This is a genomic window from Mangrovimonas sp. CR14 (assembly GCF_011764015.1).
Taxonomy (GTDB): Bacteria; Bacteroidota; Bacteroidia; order Flavobacteriales; family Flavobacteriaceae; genus Mangrovimonas; species Mangrovimonas futianensis.
The window spans coordinates 22,006-38,816 of record NZ_JAAFZY010000007.1 but is presented as its reverse complement, the minus strand read 5'-3'; the positions used below and the strand labels follow the sequence as shown (position 1 = coordinate 38,816).

Genomic DNA, 16,811 nt, shown 5'->3' with positions numbered 1-16,811 from the left:
AATGACTTTAGGTTTACTATCTTCAAGTTATGAAACCATATCTTAACCTTTTCTTTGCGATTTTTAGTCTTTTTGTTTATTCACAACAATCATATAATGTGGACTTTAAAAGTGTTTTGGTAGACTTAAGCTTTAATACTTTGGAAAAACTGGTTATGGGGAATCTTACATACGAATTTGAAATTTTAAAGCCAGTAGACTCCATTTATTTGGATGCCGTTGGAATGATTTTTAAAGATGTGAAGTTGAATAAATCAACAGCAAAATGGGATAATGATGGTGACAAATTTTGGCTTTTGGAGAGGTTGGTTCCAAACAAGAAATATCAACTGAGTTTTACATATCAAGTATCACCTAAAAAAGCCCTTTATTTTGTAGGTTGGGATAATGAGGCCCCCAATCAAATTTGGACCCAAGGCCAGGGAAAATATACCAGTCATTGGTTGCCCAGTTTAGACGATACCAATGACAAAATAGAATTTGATTTACAAGTTACCTTTGATAAAGCCTATGAAGTAGTAGCTAATGGTAACTTGGTGAATAAAAAAGAAAAAAATGGTTTAATCACTTGGACCTATGATATGGAGCGTCCCATGAGTAGTTATTTAGTGGCTTTAGTTATTGGAGACTATGATAAAAAGGAAGAGATCTCTAAATCTGGTAAGCCGTTAGAAATGTACTATTACCCAAAAGATTCCATGCGTGTAGAACCTACTTATCGATTTTCAAAGACTATGTTTGATTTTTTAGAATCAGAAATAGGCTTTGCTTATCCATGGCAAAACTACAAGCAGATACCGGTGCATGATTTTCTTTATGCAGGTATGGAAAATACCAGTGCCACCATTTTTGCAGATTCTTTTGTGATTGATTCCATCTCTTTTGTGGATAAGAATTATGTCAATGTAAACGCCCATGAATTGGCGCACCAATGGTTTGGAGACTATGTGACTGCTAAAAATGGGGATCACCATTGGTTGCAAGAAGGTTTTGCCACCTATTATGCGTTGCTAGCAGAAAGAGAAGTGTTTGGCGAGCATTACTATTTCCAACGCTTATATGAATATTATCAAGAGCTCATGCAGCAGGAGCGGGCTGGTCAAGGAACCTCTCTTTTAAATCCTAAGTCAAGTAGTTTGACCTTTTATAAGCATGGAGCTTGGGTTCTGCATGCGCTTAAGGATAAGGTAGGAGATGAAGCTTTTGAAAAGGCGGTTAGAAATTATCTGAATAAACATGCCTATGGATTGGTTGAAACAAACGATTTTATTTCTGAAGTGGAACAAGCAAGTGGTTTGAACCTTCATGGTTTCCAATTGCTTTGGATTGAGAATGTTAAATTCCCTCAAGAACAAGCCTATGAGCTATTAATGAAATCTGCCTACATCCAAGAGTACGAAATGGCCGATTGCGAAATGAACAGCGGAAAATGTGCCTATTATTTAAATTCAGGTGTTTCTGATTGGACTAAAAGTAAGGTGATAGCTCAGGTTCAAGATAAAGTGACTGTAGATTTGTTTAATTCTGGTTGGGAGGTGCGTCAGGCCATTGCAGAGAGCGTGAGTAAGATTCCTCAAAACCTGAAGGAGTCCTATGAGTCATTATTGAATGATCCCTCTTATAAAACAATTGAAGCGGCTTTATATCATTTATGGATTAATTTTCCAGAAGATCGAGCTACTTATTTCAAGCAAACCAAAGACCTTGTTGGGTTTCCTGATAAAAACATCAGGTTGCTATGGCTGGCTTTAGCGCTCTCTTCACCAAATTTTGAACCTGAAAATAATGAGACCTATTATTATGAATTGTTAGACTATACCAGTCCGCGATTTGGTTTTGAGGTGCGATTGGGAGCTTTTCAGTACTTGGATGCTTTAAAAGGATGTAATGATATATGCCAGGACAATTTAAAACAAGCTACAAAACACCATAATTGGAGAATGTCTAAGTTTGCTAAAGAAATGTTGGAACGTTTAAAACCTGTTCAAAATTAATGAGAGCCCTAGTAATTTCAGGAGGCGGAAGTAAAGGTGCTTTTGCGGGAGGTGTCGCCCAATACCTTATTGAGGAGAGAGGAAGGCAATATGATATGTATTTAGGAACGTCTACGGGAAGTCTGTTGATTCCGCATTTGGCAGTCAATAAAATTACCAAGCTTCATGAGATGTTTACTAGTGTACAGCAGCAGGATATTTTTAGTGTCAGCCCATTTGTACAAAGAAAGAAAGGGGATAGGGAATATGTCTCTATCGATTTTGTCAATTCATTGTGGCAATTTATCAGGCAAAAACGCACGTTTGGAGAGAGTAAGGCCCTCAAAAAGGCTATCAAGCGAAATTTTACTGAAGAGGAGTACCATCAAATACTGAATACCAAAGAAGATTTAGTGGTAACTGTTGTTAATCTTTCAACAAATACGACTGAATACAAGTCAATCAAAGAATTTACCTATGAGGAGTTTTGCCAATGGATTTGGATCTCATGTAATTATGTGCCTTTTATGTCGTTGGTAAAAGTAGATGGCTATGAGTATGCTGATGGTGGTTTGGGGTGTGTGGTTCCGATTAGGGAGGCTATACAGCGAGGAGCTACCGAAGTGGACGCGATTATCTTAAAATCTGAAAATCTGGAGGGTCAAAAAGTGCTTGGAAAAAACCCTTTTTCACTAATGCTTAGCTTGTTTGGACATGTTATGGATCAACTGGAAAAACATGATATTTTAATAGGAAAGTTAGCTGCAAAAAATAGGGGAGTAACCCTAAATCTTTATTATACTCCAACCGAACTTACCGAAAACTCTTTGATTTTTAGTAAAAGGCTCATGAGAAAATGGTGGCAACAAGGTTATGACCATGCCAAGGAAAAACATGAGGAAAAAGCCTCAAGAGATATAGACCTATAAAGTTATTACCACAACTCGTTTACCTCTTGCTTAATAAAAGCTAAAGCAGCATCACTAGGAGACTGTTTCTCCATCATCTCTTTCAACACAACCTCTCTTAGTTTGTTTGCAGAATCGGTGCTTTCAGGAAGGTTCGCTTTTCTGATTAGTTGAATCGTTGCGTTCTTTGCTGTCGTAATTATGGTCCAGCATTCCGATGAAATATAGATTTGTTGCGCCAAGTTATGTTCAAACTCCTGCTCGATGTTGGCTATAAGTAATTCCTCATAGTCATTCTTTTTTGAAGAAGAGGGAGTAACTCTAATTAGCAACTTAGATGGTTTTATGCGTTCTAAAAACAAGGTCATACGCTCATAAGCTTGAAGCCTCATGGGTAAACTGTGCTTGTTATTGTCTTTATTCATTAGGTAATGTAATCTAGCGGTTTCCATTTTGAAGTTTTGACTAAAGAAATAATAAGCAATCATCGCGATAATCAATGCCGGAACCATATAAAGAAGGACGTCAGATATGTCAGAAAAATTCATAATTGAACCAATAAGTTGTTTTACCCGCAAACTTAAGTTGTTTTCATAAAGTCTAAAAGAATTTTAAGAAATATATGTGGGTTTTTCATCTAGGTTTACATTATTGTAGGTTAAAAATGACTAATTTTAAACTATTGAAAATCAATTAAATAAAAATATAAAATGCATTTCGTCGAAAAAATATGCTTTTTATAGATATTTTTATCTATATTAGTAATCCCAAATCGAATGAACTTAATTAGAACCCCAAGTCTAATGAATAAACTAACCAACTTAAACATGATTCTGCGAAAGAGTATAACCTTTATCTCCCCAAGTAAAAGTTATGCTCCAAGCAGTTTCAGTGTCTTATCAAAAAATAAACCTCTATTCCCAAATCATTAATAGCAAATTCAAAAGAGTTTTTTGATTCTTTTTCATAAGTTGTTGTTTAAAGGCCCTATTTATTTGTTTAATAATAGGGCTTTTATTTTTGCTTATTTTGAAATTCCCCCTAAATAAGGGCAATCCTGAATGGAAGCCATATTACTGAATGGGACGGGTGTTTTTTGGTAGTGGTAGGTTTTATCCAATTCCTTGGAAAGGTACTGGTCATCTACATTGACGTCTACATCGCTCATTTGTAATTGACATGGATGTTCATAACCTGCAGCATGAGTGATTTCCAAGAATTCTTTTCTAAAAGTCTTAAAATATTGAGCCAATCTTTCCGATTTCAAAGGGATGTTTATACCTTTTTGTAGCCACTTGTTTTGTGTTGCTACACCACTTGGACAGCGGTTGGTATGGCATACTTGTGCTTGAATGCATCCTATGCTCATCATGGCTTCTCGCGCTACATTGATACAATCAACCCCCATGGCAAAGGCCATAGCTGCTTTGGCAGGAAAACCTAATTTGCCACTTCCTATAAAAACGATTCGTTCAGTCAAATCATGTTGCTGAAACAATTTGTACAAATCACTAAAACCATAAACCCAAGGTAGTGAAACATGGTCTGCAAAACTTGGAGGAGCTGCACCAGTGCCACCTTCACCACCATCCACGGTGATAAAATCAGGACCTTTATTGGTGTTTTTCATGATGTTTGCTAGTTCCTCCCATTGGTCCAATTTACCTATGGCAGCTTTTATTCCTACGGGCAAACCAGTCTTCTCTGCTATTGCCTCGATAAGATCAACCATTTCTTGCACATTTGAAAAGGCTGAATGACTGGGTGGTGATAAAACATCTTTTCCCATTTCTACATGTCGTATATCGGCAATTTCCTTGGTGATTTTCTTAGCTGGTAAAACACCGCCTTTGCCAGGTTTGGCACCTTGAGATAACTTGATTTCGATGGCTTTGATAAATGGGTTTTCTTCAACCAATTTGACCAATTTTTTCATGGAAAACTGTCCGTTTTTATCCCGGACTCCAAAATAGCCTGTTCCAAAATGAAAAATGACATCACCTCCATGTTTGTGATAGGGTGATAAGCCACCCTCACCCGTATTGTGATAAGCTCCGGCAATTTTAACACCTTTATTGAGCGACTCTACCGCTTTGGCTGATAGCGAACCAAAACTCATGGCAGAAACATTAATAACTGAGGCTGGCCTGAATGGTTTTTTTCGTTTGTGATGTAAGCCTATGACTTTTGCGCAAGGAAGAAAGGTGTGGTCCTTTACATTTGGGTGATCCCCTTCTATTTTAAAAGGCATCATGGCATTGTTTATAAATACATGTTGGTGCGCATAAATATCCCTGTCGGTTCCAAAGCCTTCATAGTTGTTTTCTTTTTTGGCTGAGGCATAAATCCAACTCCTTTCAATGCGATTGAATGGAAGTTCCTCCCTGTTGTTGGCAACCAAATATTGCCTTAACTCAGGCCCAATGCTCTCCAACCAATATCTTAAATGCCCCACAATAGGGAAATTGTGACTGATGGTATGTCTTTTTTGAATAAAAACATCTCTGATAGCCACCAAGGCTAGAATAATCAGAATCCATCCCCACCAACTAATGTTACCTAGAAATTCAATAAAAGCGCTCATTTTGTAAGGTTTTTTTGTAAAGGTATCCAAAAATAATCGTTCTAAAAGTATATCTTTATGAAATGACCAAGGCCTTGAAAATTGTATTAATATCCCTAGGGATTTTAATTCTCCTAACTATCCCCGGATATTTTATCCTTCAAAATTATGTAGCAGAAAGGATTGAAGGTGTATTAAAAACCTCTCTGCCAGAAACGGTACAACTTGAGTATCAAAATTTTGATTTGAGCTTATGGAATGGCACACTTCAACTAGGAGAAATTGTAGGTAGTTATACAGGAAAGCATACTGGAGAGGTGCGGGCAAAACTTGAGATGAAGTCCTTGATTTTGGATGGTATCGGCTTTATGAAATATTTGACCAAGAATGATGTCTTGGTACAAAACATTCATTTGGACAAACCAAGAATCACCTATTTTCACGATACCAAAATCCTTAATGATTCTTTAAAATCTAACGGAATAAATAATTTAAAACAGCTGGTTTCTTTAGAGAAAATTAAAGTTACAGATGGTTTTATCAATGTATTGAATAGGGAAAATGACTCCTTATTGCTTCAAGTTGATAAATTCCAAATGAATTTTAATGAAGTAGTCATGGATGATGCATCCATCAAAGAAAAGATTCCGGTTAAAATTGGAAGCTACGGTTTGAGTTTTAAGGATCTTTACTTTCGACTGAACGATTTTGAGAATATTGAGGTTGAAAAAGGAGCTTTTGAGTCGGATGAAATACGTTTTGAAAACCTAGCGCTTTATACCAAATATGATAGAGAAACCATGAACAAGATGATTTCCAAGGAACGGGACCATTACAATCTGGTATGTGATTCCATTTCTGTGGATGCGCCTAGGTTTGGTTTTAATAAAGACGAGGTGTTCTACTTTGCTTCTCCACAAGCAAGGATAATGGATGCTGATTTAAAGGTGTATCGGAATAAATTGTTGGCAGATAACCTAAAAATTAAAAAGTTATACAGTGAAGTTATTAGGAATTTTAAGTTTCAATTGAATCTGGAAGAAGTTTTGGTAAAGAATGCCAATATTAGTTATACTGAAAAAGTAAAAGTAGAGAACAAAGGAGGAACCGTTTCCTATAGTGAAATTTATGCCACCATTAAAAAGCTTGGAAACACCTATATATCTCCAGAAAAGACCTCCGTGGATGTGGATGCTAAGTTTTTTGGAAAAACGCCTTTGAAAGTAACATGGACCTTTGATGTTAACAATCTTTCCAATGCGTTCCAATTTCAGGCAGATATTGGTCATTTAAATGCTAGTCAATTGAACCACTTCACTCAACCTAATATGAACATCAAAGTGAATGGGGAGCTGAAGAATACGCAGTTTACCATTAATGGCAATAACGATTATTCCCATATAGACCTTCGTATCAAGTATGACGATTTTGATGTGGTGGCCTTAAGAAAGGACGGAAAGGAAAAAAATAAATTTCTGTCTGGGGTGCTTCATGTTTTTGTAAAGAATGATAGTAAACATGATGGGAAGGCTTATCGTACAGCCTCAAAGGGTCAGGTGCAACGCGATAAAACCAAATCGGTTTTTAACTTTATTTGGAAAACCATTGAATCCGCATTAATGAAAGTGATGGTGTTGGATAGATTATAGGTAATACCCATCTTTCAATTGTTTATAATTAATCATAAAATTCCTTTACTTATACCTCTTTGTTTGGTTATTTTGAACCTTTAAAATGAAAGAGATTTGGAGAAGTATTTAAGTCAGCTTAACGAAGCCCAATTAGAGCCAACCATACAAAAGGAGGGACCCATGATGATCATTGCCGGAGCGGGTTCTGGTAAGACGAGGGTATTGACCTTCCGTATTGCTTATTTGATGCATCAAGGGATTGATCCCTTCAATATTTTGTCACTTACCTTTACCAACAAGGCAGCAAGGGAGATGAAAGAACGTATTGCCAGTATTGTGGGGCAAAGTGAGGCAAAAAATCTATGGATGGGAACTTTTCACTCGGTGTTTGCAAAGATTCTGCGCATTGAGGCAGACCGTTTGGGGTATCCCAGTAATTTTACCATTTATGACACCCAGGATTCAGACCGCTTGATATCATCCATTATCAAGGAAATGAACCTTGATAAAGATGTGTATAAATACAAGCAAATACGTTCCAGAATATCTTCATTTAAAAACAGTTTAATTACGGTTAGGGCCTATTTCAATAACCCAGAACTGATGGAGGCCGATGCGGCTGCCAGAAGACCACGCATGGGTGATATCTACAAAAATTATGTAGAACGTTGCTTTAAGGCAGGGGCCATGGATTTCGACGATTTATTGCTGAAAACCAATGAACTTTTAACACGATTTCCAGAGGTTTTGGCCAAATACCAAGACCGCTTTAGATATATATTGGTAGATGAGTACCAAGATACCAACCACAGTCAATACTTGATTGTTAGGGCGCTTGCAGACCGTTACCAAAACATCTGTGTGGTAGGTGATGATTCCCAAAGTATTTATGCGTTTAGGGGTGCCAATATCAACAACATTCTCAATTTTCAACGCGATTATGATGATGCCAAGGTGTATCGCTTGGAACAGAATTACCGCTCTACCCAGAATATTGTAAAAGCAGCTAATTCCATAATCGAGAAAAACCAAAGCCGCTTGGATAAGGTAGTATGGACAGCCAATGACGAAGGCGCCAAGATTAAGGTCAATCGCTTGATGACCGATGGGGATGAGGGACGTTTTGTGGCCAGCTCCATTTTGGAAAATAAGATGCAGGAGCAGCTTCCTAATGGTGATTTCGCAGTGCTTTACCGCACCAATGCTCAGTCCAGAGCGATAGAGGATGCTTTAAGAAAACGGGACATTCCTTATCGGATTTATGGAGGTTTGTCTTTTTACCAACGAAAGGAAATTAAAGATGTACTGTCTTATCTACGCTTGATTATCAATCCGGCCGATGAGGAAGCCCTAAAGCGGGTTATTAACTTTCCTGCTAGGGGAATAGGACAAACCACAATAGATCGACTGGTTGTGGTGGCCAATGGTTATAACCGCACCATGTTTGAGGTTATGAAGAATTTGGATAAAGTGGATATTCAAATCAATTCGGGAACCAAAGGGAAACTTCGTGACTTTGTTACCATGATAGAAAGTTTTCAGGTGATGAACCAGAATGTCAATGCTTTTGAATTGGCCGAACATGTGACCAAGACCAGTGGTTTGATTAGGGAATTCAATAAAGACGGTACGCCAGAAGGGGTAGCCCGTATGGAAAATATCGAAGAGCTTTTGAATGGTATTAAGGACTTTGTTGAAGGACAAAAAGAATTGGCAGACGCTACAGGTTCCTTAACCGAGTTTTTGGAAGATGTGGCCCTAGCATCCGATTTGGATAATGACAAAGGCGATGATGACCGTGTAGCATTAATGACCATTCACTTGGCAAAAGGATTGGAATTCCCTTATGTGTATATCGTAGGGATGGAGGAAGATTTGTTTCCAAGTGCTATGAGCATGAATACGCGTAGTGAGTTGGAAGAAGAGAGACGCCTATTTTATGTGGCTTTGACCCGTGCCGAAAAGCAAGCGTATCTTACCTATACCTTATCGCGTTACCGATGGGGAAAATTGATTGATGCTGAACCTAGCAGATTTATTGAAGAGATAGACGACCAGTATTTGGATATTTTAACCCCTATACAAGAGCAGCGATTCAATCCCATGTTGGATGCCGATATTTTTGGAGACCCAGAACCAAATACCATTCGTTTCAAGAAACCGAAGAAGCTTCGGGAAGAAAAGGCACCGCCTAAGTTTATTCCACCCAAAAAGTTAAAGCCTTTAAAGGCTTCTTCAGGAGGTGAAGCTCCCAATTTGTTTGATGGTAAGTTGACCAAAGGAAATATTGTAGAGCATATGCGCTTTGGAAAAGGAGAAGTGTTGAGTATTGAAGGTGCTGGAGCCGATACAAAAGCCGAAATTAACTTTGAAAATGGCGGTGTTAAGAAGCTTCTGCTTCGGTTTGCCAAATTGGAGGTGATAGGGTAGTAATGACCTTTTTTAAAGGAGAATTTTTGGATAACAATTGAATTTGAAGGTATAGATATAATAAATATATGTTCACCAGTGAACATATCCACACGTTGGGCACAATATGACAAAAACTTTGAGACAAATATTAATAATTGGAATTCTGACATTATTTCTGTCTGAAATTGGATTTGGTCAATCAATCGAAAAGTATATTGACAAAACAATCGAGGTTGACAGTCTGAATGTTCCTCTTGACTCAAAACAACCATACTTTCCGAGAGATTTATTCCCAGAGGTTGAAATGGATTGGATTAAAACAGATAGTATAACAAGAATAGAAACTAAAGCTAAAGAAGGAACCTATGATGAATTTGTGGTCAACTGGTATTCAAAACATCTTTACGCAATGAAAGAACCATTGCTTTTCAATAGAAAAATTGAAAAAGAAATTTACAGGTTTACTTGGTTGAGAACATTTCACAAACCAATGACTTTTAGAATTGAAAAGTGGAATGACGGATATATTCTATATTGGAAAGTGCTTGATGGAGCTGGTGGTTATGAGCCAGGAAATTTGGAGATTGAAAGGCTTAAAATCATAACAGAAAAAGAATGGTCTGAATTCACAAAACTTGTGGAGAAAGCTAACTTTTGGAAAATGGAATTAGGTCGTGGCTCAATTGGAAATGACGGTTCTGAATGGATTTTAGAAGGAGTGAATAAAGAAAAATATAGAGTTGCAACAGTTTGGACACCGAGAAAAGGAAATTTTTATGAGGCTTGTGATTATCTCATTTCTTTGTCTAATGTGAAAATAAGTGAAAGAGAAAAATATTAAAAAAATACTGTGCCCAACAATGTATAACCGCAATTACGGCGGATTCGACTACGTCCGAATCCACTCGGAATTGCTAACGTCAGTGCTTAACCGAAAAACATTAACTTTAAATCCGTAACTGACGGTTATACAAGACCGTTAGCAACTATTTGAACAGACCAACAACAAATGAAATATTTTGTAACATTAATATTACTTATTATCATCTTGACTTACGGACAAATATTGGAAACCGAATTTCCTCTTGTTCTGAATATTGCATTGGTAGTTTCAATTTTGTTGACAACAGTTCTTTGGGAATATTCCGTTCTGAATAAGAATTATGAATCTGACTTTAAAATGCGAAGTCAGCGAAAAGTATTCGGAATATTTGAGTTAATTTATGCTATTGCTTGGACTATGTTATTATGGTTAGGGAATAATAGTTATAGAAATGTAATTTTTCTGATTTTCATATTTTGGGCATTCCCACTAACCGATTTAATTATGTGGTTTATTTACAAAAAGAAAAAACCATTTACAGTTTTCATAAGAGACAACGAATTAATTTTAAACAAGCGTTGGACTCAAAAACGGAATCTGACTGAACTCACTCAAATCCAATTTGACCGATTTAGTAAAAATTTAAAACTTGATTTCAAATCAAAATCTGGAATTTCAATTAAAACAACGGAATATAAAACTGACGAAATTCAATCATTATTGGAGATTCTAATTGAGAAATCGGAAAATGAAGTTTTTGTACCGAATAATTATGAACCGAAAACAAAAAACAGTTGCTAACAATGTATAACCGCAATTACGGCGAATTCCATAACCATTAAACTATGCTCAGGGTAGGGTAGAATCCACACGGAATTGCTAATGATATTGCTAAACCAGAAAATTGAATAGTAGAATTGAAATACCGTTAAGTAAAAATAAAATTGCATTGCTTTTATTAGGTTCAATTGCATTTGTTGTTGGTGGAATTTGGATTTCGACCAATCCCGAAAGATTTATTCCTAACATTTTCAGAATAACTGACCCAGAAATTATCAGGATTGGAGGAATTGTTGGAATACTGTTTTTTAGTGCAACAGGAATTTATGGGATTAAAAAACTGTTTGACAAAAAAATCGGACTGATTATTGACTCGGACGGAATAACTGACAACTCAAATGCTTCAAGTATCGGACTAATCGAGTGGAACGACATTTCTGAAATTAGAACAAAACAAGTAATGTCAACAAAATTCTTGTTGATTGACATTGTCAACCCTGAAAAATATATCGGAAAAGCTAAAAACGGACTACAAACCAAACTAATGAAAGCAAATATGAATATGTACGAAACACCTCTTTCGATTACATCCAATACGCTGAAATATGACTTTGGAGAACTTGAAAAACTAATACAAACCGAATTTAAAAGAAATAAAAACGCAAGGTAACAATGTATAAAAATAATTGCTCAATTTTGGGCTTAACCAAAGGTAGTTGCAAGTTTACTACGTCTGATTTTCCTTCGGAAAATCCTTGCGGATTTTGCTACGCCAGTTCGCACTTCGTGCTCATGTCACGCAACGAAACTATACACAAAACCGCACCACTCTTATACAAACCGATAGAAAACATTTAAACCGAGATGAAAACAGAGTTTAAGGTTGACTTAAAAAAATATAATACTACTCGCGAAAAACATAAAAAAATCTCTAATTGGATTTTTATAATAACTGCTACTATAATTTTTACAGTTTATTACTTTGTTTTCGGGACTGAATCTTTGAATGCAATAATTTATTTTATCATATCATTCTTAATAGTTGGGTTTTTAATTTATTCAGCGATGAAAAAGGGACTTAAAAATTCGGAAAAGCAATGGAAATCATACTCTATTAAATTAACGGAAGAAAGTTTAATACGTGAATTTCTTGAGCCAATTCATCTTGAATTTCAAGATACAAGTTGGAACAAAAGGAATACCGAAATTAAATGGGAAAATGTCGGAATAGAATTAAATCCCAAATTCGTGATTTTCGACAAATCTGTTTCATCATTAAAAAGAAAATTATTTAATAAAGGTGAAATCCGAATTCCTAATGAAATGGAAAACAAGAATGAACTAATTAAATCTATAAAAACGTTTGCTAACGCCAGTTCTTAACCGAAAAATAAAGTAAACCAAACCGATACCTGATGGTTATACAGACCGTTGCCACACATTTGAGAAAATCGTAAATGAAAAACATCATAGAAATAAAAGGAGCATCTCTAAATGACGTGAAACAGGCTTTGGAGAATTGGATAGATTTATATTCTGACAATTTTTCTTCAAAATTAGACTTCAAGATTTTCGATAATGGGATTGACAGACAAATAATAATAGCAGACAATCTTCTAGACAATAAACATTTTTTCTATTTATTAAATTATCTCAAATTTCCAGAGGGAATTGAATATAATGTGGAGATTAAAGGGTTAGCTAAAGGTAAAAATATAGACAAAAGGTTAAACGATAAGGAGCTTTTGGTTTACATATCAAAAAATGATAAGGAATTTGACAACGTTTATGTGGTAACTACCGAGAACAAACATTATAAAATTGATTTTGGAGGTAAAGTTACCCAGCAAGCCGACAACAAATTTTATTCAACATTTGATATGAGTAATTTAAAAAATCCTTTGACTCTTTCAATAAAAGCAAATCACAAAAGGCTTAAAGAGGATAAATTAGAATTAAAGATTAGTAAACGATTTAAAATTGTTTTTTACATTTCAATAATAGCGATCTTAATTCATTTTTTTGTTCCCTATTTGACTGATAATGTTAAAATAATTGAAAAATGGACTTTATTTACTGGAATGGGAATCGGACTTTGGTTTTTTATGGACTATGAAATGTTGAGAATAAATGACTTTTATATTAAAAGCCTTTTGGTTGCAGTTGGCTTCTTTTGTTATGGTTATTTATTCAGGAATTATTACCAAGAAAACATCTTTGATTTAAATAGTGTAAGTTTTATTTATCCATTATCGCTTTTAATAGTGCAATATCCTATTAGGCAACTTTATAAAGTAATTTTTAATAGAGAACCTGAAGTGGATAAACACGGAAAATTTGCTGATTTAATTTATACAATGATTTTGTTTTTCGCATTTGCATTGCTTCCGTTCATTATATTTGATTATTTAAAAAAATAAAAAAACGCCACAAAACAATGGCTATAAATAATTGCTTGGTTCTAGCCTGCTTCTGAAAATCCTCGCGGATTTGCAGCTGGTTGTGTACTTGCAAAGTTTATCGCTTAAAACTATGTTTAACCTGTAGCCATATTTCAGGACTTGACATTTGACCAAAAAATAGTGAATAGAGAGTACCATTTATCTTTTTGTAAAATCTGTATAAACAGAAAACCTTCTTTAAAAGAAGGACTAATTTGTAGTCTGACTGGTAAAATTGCCGAGTTTGAAAAAGAATGCGCTAATTTCAAAATTGACGGACTGGAATTAGAGAAAATCAAAAAGCGTTTTGAAACAGAAATAAATGATAAGTATGCAATAACAAAATTGGAGAGCTTATTTAGCGAAAGAGAGTTTGAAAAACCAGAAAAGAATCGAAATAGAAAGTATTTGACAAAAGAAAAAACTCACGGATTAGAATTTAAAAAAGATAAAAATTATGACAAACAAATTCTAGTTATGATTGGAATAATAATGGTCATGTTATTATACGGAAATTATATAAATGGATTTAGTTGGGATTTAAATTCTGCCAATATAATTGGAGTTTTAATAATGCTTTTTTTATCTTTATACTACTTCTACAAAGCTTTTTATCATAAGTACAAAACATTAATAACTATTGATGAAAACGGTATTCATCAAGAAGAAAAAACTCTGTATTGGAATAATATCTTGGATTACGGAATTATAAGAGGTAAAGGAAATAATTCAATGGAGAAAAAAATAATCATTGGAACAATATCTTCTGGAATACAAGAAATTAATATTTCGGAATTAAATGTGACGCCGGAAGAATTTATAGAAATAATACAGCTGAATAAAAAAACGATTTACAAAAATATATAACCGCAATTACGGCGGATTCGACTAACCTTCGACTATGCTCAGGGCAGGCTAGAATCCACTCAGAATTGCTAACGCTAGTAATAAACCGAAAAACAAAGTAAACCAAGCCGATACCTGATGGTTATATAGACCGTTGCCGCACATTTGAGAAAATCGTCACGAATTGAAAATCCCGAAAAAAATATTATACACAATTGGAGTTTTAGCATTAATCGGAATTGTAATAATTTTCGATATTGCCGACAGAGGACAATTCTATTCTGAAAATCTTCCAACTGACGAACAAAATATATTTGAATGGAAAGACCATTATGACGAATATCAAGACCATAGAAATATTTATAAAGAACATTTCGGATTTGGAAAATATAAATTCCCAAGAGAGCACGTTGCGAAAATTAAGCTGTTTAAGAATAGCTTTCTAACCAGTCGTTTTACTTCCAAAACCGTGTCGGAATTGAATAAGGCTGATTTGATTACATTTTTCAATAATCCTGGCAATTTCAATTGGTTAGAGACTACATGGAGTTTATCTGAATCAGAATATATTTTGAGATTTTATAACTTAGAAAATAAGCAAATTGGAAAGGTTTGGTTGTGTTTGGAAGGTTGTGGAATGACAGAATCAGAACCATTTTCACCGAATATGAAATATGGTGGTTTAAGCAAAGTTGGAAAAGAAAACTTAAATTTTATATTAAACGAAATATTTACAGAATAAAAAAACGTTGCACAACACCGTGTATAATTAATTGCTTCCGATTTTCCTGCGGGTATTTCTCGTACACATAACCGCACCACTCTTATACAAACCGTTAGAGCACATTTAAACAAAATGCATAAATACCTAATTATTTTCTTATTCTTAATTTTCAACCTCACTTTTGGGCAAGAAAAAGATGACCCAGCGAAATCTCTAATTGAAGAATTTAAGATGGAAATGAATCGAGAAAATATCAAAAACTTTTTTATAGTTAAGCATATAACTTACGTCTCCAAGTTTTTAATCTTCAATAAAGAAGATTCGACGGCTTGTAACCCAAATGGATATTTCTTCAATTTATATGGATTTTGGAAAAACGGGAATGAGGCTTGGATTAAAAAATACGATAATTGTGGAGGTTTTAATTCGATAAAACTGGTTGATTCAAAACCTGTCGATTTTTTCATTGAAAATATTGAAGAACTAAAAAAAGGTGAAGTTGAAATTTACATTATCAAACCAGATAGCATGTCGAATGGAAAAAAATATTCTTACACTTCAACCAGACTTCATTCTCCACAAAGATTTTTTTGGTTTTTTAGTGATTCATCTGAATTTCAAAAGAATTTTGACAAGTATAATTTAGAAACTGAAGAAGATAATAAAAACCTTAATTACGAATCAAACAATAATCTTTCAATCGCGAAACTCAATTCAATTTGCGAAGATATAATTTATAGATTGGAGGAGAAGGAGGTGTTTAGTCGGTTGAAATAAAAAAAGCAGGATCTAAATTATTATTTTTAACTTGAATTGATACTCATAGCAAAAATCTTGGATACATCAAGTAACGGAACCATAAACAATCATTTAGTAAAACTAAAAATGAAAAAACTAACCTACATCATTTTGCTAATTTCAATTTTGTCTTGTAACTCCAAAGAACCAAGAAAGAGGGTTGGTAAAATTCAAAAGCAGGCGACAGAAGTTTTCGAAAGGCAGGAAACGGAGTTAATTATTGGAGAAAGAATTGACGGACCAGCAAATATTCTCAGCAAACCAAATGGAGAAATTCTTTTTGAGCTCTATGACAATACGTTGGTAGAAGTCAATACAAAACCTGAAAATGGTTGGTATCAAGTTCTTGTTTATGCTGACATTGGTTATAACGAATATGGTATGGACTCAATCTTGAAAAATAGACCGATTATTGTAGATAAAGACACAATTGGAAAGGTTCTTAAATCTCATTTTGTAAGTACAGGGAAAGGCAGAAACTTTGCTTATGCTATGCTATATGGCTATACTCATAAGAATAATATTAAACCCGAAACGGTAATTGAAACCATTTTCAAAAGGAATTTAGCTGAACAAGGACGGGCATTTGCAAGTTGGAAAGGATTTATTCAAACTTTTAAATTAGATAAGGGTGCAGTTGGCTATGACCAATTCGATTCGTTCTTTAATTATGAAAATTCTATAGAAGACCCTTCACCTGGGTACAGAATGGTATTGCTCTTTGAAAAACAAAATTTAGTGGGTTTTATTCATTCAAGAGAAATACAAATCAGCAATACGAGGATGCATAAGTTGAATTGGAGTTACTATATAACCTTTTTTGACGATTATCCAGAAAAAGAACAGATGAAGTTTGTAGACTATATGAATGAGTGGGTTCAAGGAGTTGATTAAAAATGAAAAACTTTTGAC

Annotated in this window: 15 protein-coding genes; 13 read left to right on the top strand and 2 right to left on the bottom strand. The window is 34.8% G+C overall.

The window, feature by feature from the left end; genetic code table 11:
• Window positions 1-29: 29 nt before the first annotated feature.
• The gene (locus GZ212_RS13805; RefSeq protein ID WP_166961405.1) at window positions 30-1,994 is read left to right on the top strand and encodes a M1 family metallopeptidase; all 1,965 of its coding nucleotides are present in this window, start codon (window positions 30-32) and stop codon (window positions 1,992-1,994) included.
• Window positions 1,994-2,902 carry a patatin family protein gene (locus GZ212_RS13800; RefSeq protein ID WP_166961403.1) on the top strand — a complete coding sequence of 303 codons (909 nt, stop codon included), beginning with the start codon at window positions 1,994-1,996 and terminating at the stop codon, window positions 2,900-2,902. Before GZ212_RS13805 ends, GZ212_RS13800 begins: the two co-directional genes overlap by 1 nt.
• 5 nt (window positions 2,903-2,907) lie before the next feature.
• Here the strand turns inward: GZ212_RS13800 and GZ212_RS13795 are convergent, their stop codons facing one another.
• On the bottom strand, window positions 2,908-3,429 hold the full coding sequence (locus GZ212_RS13795) for a hypothetical protein (RefSeq protein ID WP_166961401.1): 522 nt from the start codon (window positions 3,427-3,429) through the stop codon (window positions 2,908-2,910).
• A 476-nt stretch (window positions 3,430-3,905) separates the two neighbouring features.
• A complete protein-coding gene (locus GZ212_RS13790) occupies window positions 3,906-5,465 on the bottom strand; it encodes an FMN-binding glutamate synthase family protein (protein WP_166961400.1) in 1,560 nt (519 codons plus the stop codon).
• A 74-nt stretch (window positions 5,466-5,539) separates the two neighbouring features.
• Here GZ212_RS13790 and GZ212_RS13785 point away from each other — a divergent pair, with 74 nt between their 5' ends.
• The 11 genes from GZ212_RS13785 to GZ212_RS13735 all read left to right on the top strand — a co-directional run bounded on the left by GZ212_RS13785 (window position 5,540) and on the right by GZ212_RS13735 (window position 16,793).
• Window positions 5,540-7,093, top strand: a complete 1,554-nt coding sequence (locus tag GZ212_RS13785; protein WP_166961397.1) for a hypothetical protein — start codon at window positions 5,540-5,542, stop codon at window positions 7,091-7,093.
• A gap of 96 nt (window positions 7,094-7,189) precedes the next feature.
• On the top strand, window positions 7,190-9,505 hold the full coding sequence (locus tag GZ212_RS13780; protein WP_166961395.1) for an ATP-dependent helicase: 2,316 nt from the start codon (window positions 7,190-7,192) through the stop codon (window positions 9,503-9,505).
• Between the two features lie 118 nt (window positions 9,506-9,623).
• Window positions 9,624-10,328: a hypothetical protein gene (locus GZ212_RS13775; RefSeq protein WP_166961393.1), complete on the top strand. Its 705-nt coding sequence runs from the start codon at window positions 9,624-9,626 to the stop codon at window positions 10,326-10,328.
• A gap of 168 nt (window positions 10,329-10,496) precedes the next feature.
• Complete coding sequence (locus GZ212_RS13770; RefSeq protein ID WP_166961391.1) at window positions 10,497-11,111, top strand: hypothetical protein; 615 nt, start codon at window positions 10,497-10,499, stop codon at window positions 11,109-11,111.
• Between the two features lie 103 nt (window positions 11,112-11,214).
• A complete protein-coding gene (locus GZ212_RS13765) occupies window positions 11,215-11,760 on the top strand; it encodes an STM3941 family protein (protein WP_166961389.1) in 546 nt (181 codons plus the stop codon).
• 194 nt (window positions 11,761-11,954) lie between these two features.
• On the top strand, window positions 11,955-12,473 hold the full coding sequence (locus GZ212_RS13760; protein ID WP_166961387.1) for a hypothetical protein: 519 nt from the start codon (window positions 11,955-11,957) through the stop codon (window positions 12,471-12,473).
• Between the two features lie 74 nt (window positions 12,474-12,547).
• On the top strand, window positions 12,548-13,510 hold the full coding sequence (locus GZ212_RS13755; RefSeq protein ID WP_166961385.1) for a hypothetical protein: 963 nt from the start codon (window positions 12,548-12,550) through the stop codon (window positions 13,508-13,510).
• A gap of 162 nt (window positions 13,511-13,672) precedes the next feature.
• Window positions 13,673-14,398, top strand: a complete 726-nt coding sequence (locus GZ212_RS13750; RefSeq protein WP_166961383.1) for a hypothetical protein — start codon at window positions 13,673-13,675, stop codon at window positions 14,396-14,398.
• 163 nt (window positions 14,399-14,561) lie between these two features.
• Window positions 14,562-15,119 carry a hypothetical protein gene (locus GZ212_RS13745; RefSeq protein ID WP_166961381.1) on the top strand — a complete coding sequence of 186 codons (558 nt, stop codon included), beginning with the start codon at window positions 14,562-14,564 and terminating at the stop codon, window positions 15,117-15,119.
• 114 nt (window positions 15,120-15,233) lie between these two features.
• A complete protein-coding gene (locus GZ212_RS13740) occupies window positions 15,234-15,878 on the top strand; it encodes a hypothetical protein (protein WP_166961380.1) in 645 nt (214 codons plus the stop codon).
• Between the two features lie 108 nt (window positions 15,879-15,986).
• Window positions 15,987-16,793 (top strand): hypothetical protein, encoded by an 807-nt coding sequence (locus GZ212_RS13735; RefSeq protein ID WP_166961378.1) that lies wholly within the window; start codon window positions 15,987-15,989, stop codon window positions 16,791-16,793.
• The last annotated feature ends 18 nt before the right edge of the window (window positions 16,794-16,811 follow it).

Coding starts and splice junctions, on each gene's coding strand:
- GZ212_RS13740 (WP_166961380.1), top strand. CDS start 15,234: ATGCATAAATACCTAATTATTTTCTTATTCTTAATTTTCAACCTCACT.
- GZ212_RS13770 (WP_166961391.1), top strand. CDS start 10,497: ATGAAATATTTTGTAACATTAATATTACTTATTATCATCTTGACTTAC.
- GZ212_RS13755 (WP_166961385.1), top strand. CDS start 12,548: ATGAAAAACATCATAGAAATAAAAGGAGCATCTCTAAATGACGTGAAA.
- GZ212_RS13805 (WP_166961405.1), top strand. CDS start 30: ATGAAACCATATCTTAACCTTTTCTTTGCGATTTTTAGTCTTTTTGTT.
- GZ212_RS13800 (WP_166961403.1), top strand. CDS start 1,994: ATGAGAGCCCTAGTAATTTCAGGAGGCGGAAGTAAAGGTGCTTTTGCG.
- GZ212_RS13760 (WP_166961387.1), top strand. CDS start 11,955: ATGAAAACAGAGTTTAAGGTTGACTTAAAAAAATATAATACTACTCGC.
- GZ212_RS13790 (WP_166961400.1), bottom strand. CDS start 5,465: ATGAGCGCTTTTATTGAATTTCTAGGTAACATTAGTTGGTGGGGATGG.
- GZ212_RS13735 (WP_166961378.1), top strand. CDS start 15,987: ATGAAAAAACTAACCTACATCATTTTGCTAATTTCAATTTTGTCTTGT.
- GZ212_RS13795 (WP_166961401.1), bottom strand. CDS start 3,429: ATGAATTTTTCTGACATATCTGACGTCCTTCTTTATATGGTTCCGGCA.